A 636-nucleotide genomic window follows, 5' to 3' on the forward strand; every position below is an offset into this window, starting at 1 on the left:
CCTAACCGCAAGGAAGGAGCTGCCGAAGGCGGGACCGATGACTGGGGTGAAGTCGTAACAAGGTAGCCGTATCGGAAGGTGCGGCTGGATCACCTCCTTTCTAAGGAAAAAGTAGAGAAAAGAAATGTGCTTTACTGTTGAGTTATCAAGGAAATTGAATAACGATATTTCTGGTAGCGATGCGCTTAGGGGAAACACCCGTTCCCATCCCGAACACGACGGTTAAGACCTAAGCGGCCGATGGTACTGCACTGGAGACGGTGTGGGAGAGCAGGTGGCTGCCAGATCAAATGGGGATGTAGCTCAGTTGGGAGAGCACCTGCCTTGCAAGCAGGGGGTCGAGAGTTCGAATCTCTTCATCTCCACTGAAATCGAAAGATTTCAAGATGGGCTTATAGCTCAGCTGGTTAGAGCGCACGCCTGATAAGCGTGAGGTCGGTGGTTCGAGTCCACTTAAGCCCACTCGGGTGTTAAGTATTAAAGCCCGATATTGTACCTTGAAAACTGCATACATGAGATTTGATTAAGTTAATCAAATATCCTTAAACGCAAAGTATTAAGAAATTAATGCAAACGCAAAGATAGGAAGACATCGATTTATCTGTTATTGAACAGAGTAATCAAACACCGTTGTAA

General features: G+C 46.5%; 2 tRNA genes and 2 rRNA genes. All 4 read left to right on the forward strand.

Annotated features, from left to right (window positions below):
• Positions 1-100: ribosomal RNA gene (locus KQI39_RS17170) — 16S ribosomal RNA — on the forward strand; the annotation flags it as partial.
• A gap of 69 nt (positions 101-169) precedes the next feature.
• Positions 170-287, forward strand: a 5S ribosomal RNA gene (gene rrf / locus KQI39_RS17175).
• A 5-nt stretch (positions 288-292) separates the two neighbouring features.
• A tRNA-Ala gene (locus KQI39_RS17180) sits at positions 293-365 on the forward strand.
• Between the two features lie 23 nt (positions 366-388).
• Positions 389-462 (forward strand) — tRNA-Ile (locus KQI39_RS17185).
• Positions 463-636 lie beyond the last annotated feature (174 nt).

The organism is Blautia sp. MSJ-36, from assembly GCF_018917985.1.
Classification (GTDB): Bacteria; Bacillota; Clostridia; order Lachnospirales; family Lachnospiraceae; genus Blautia_A.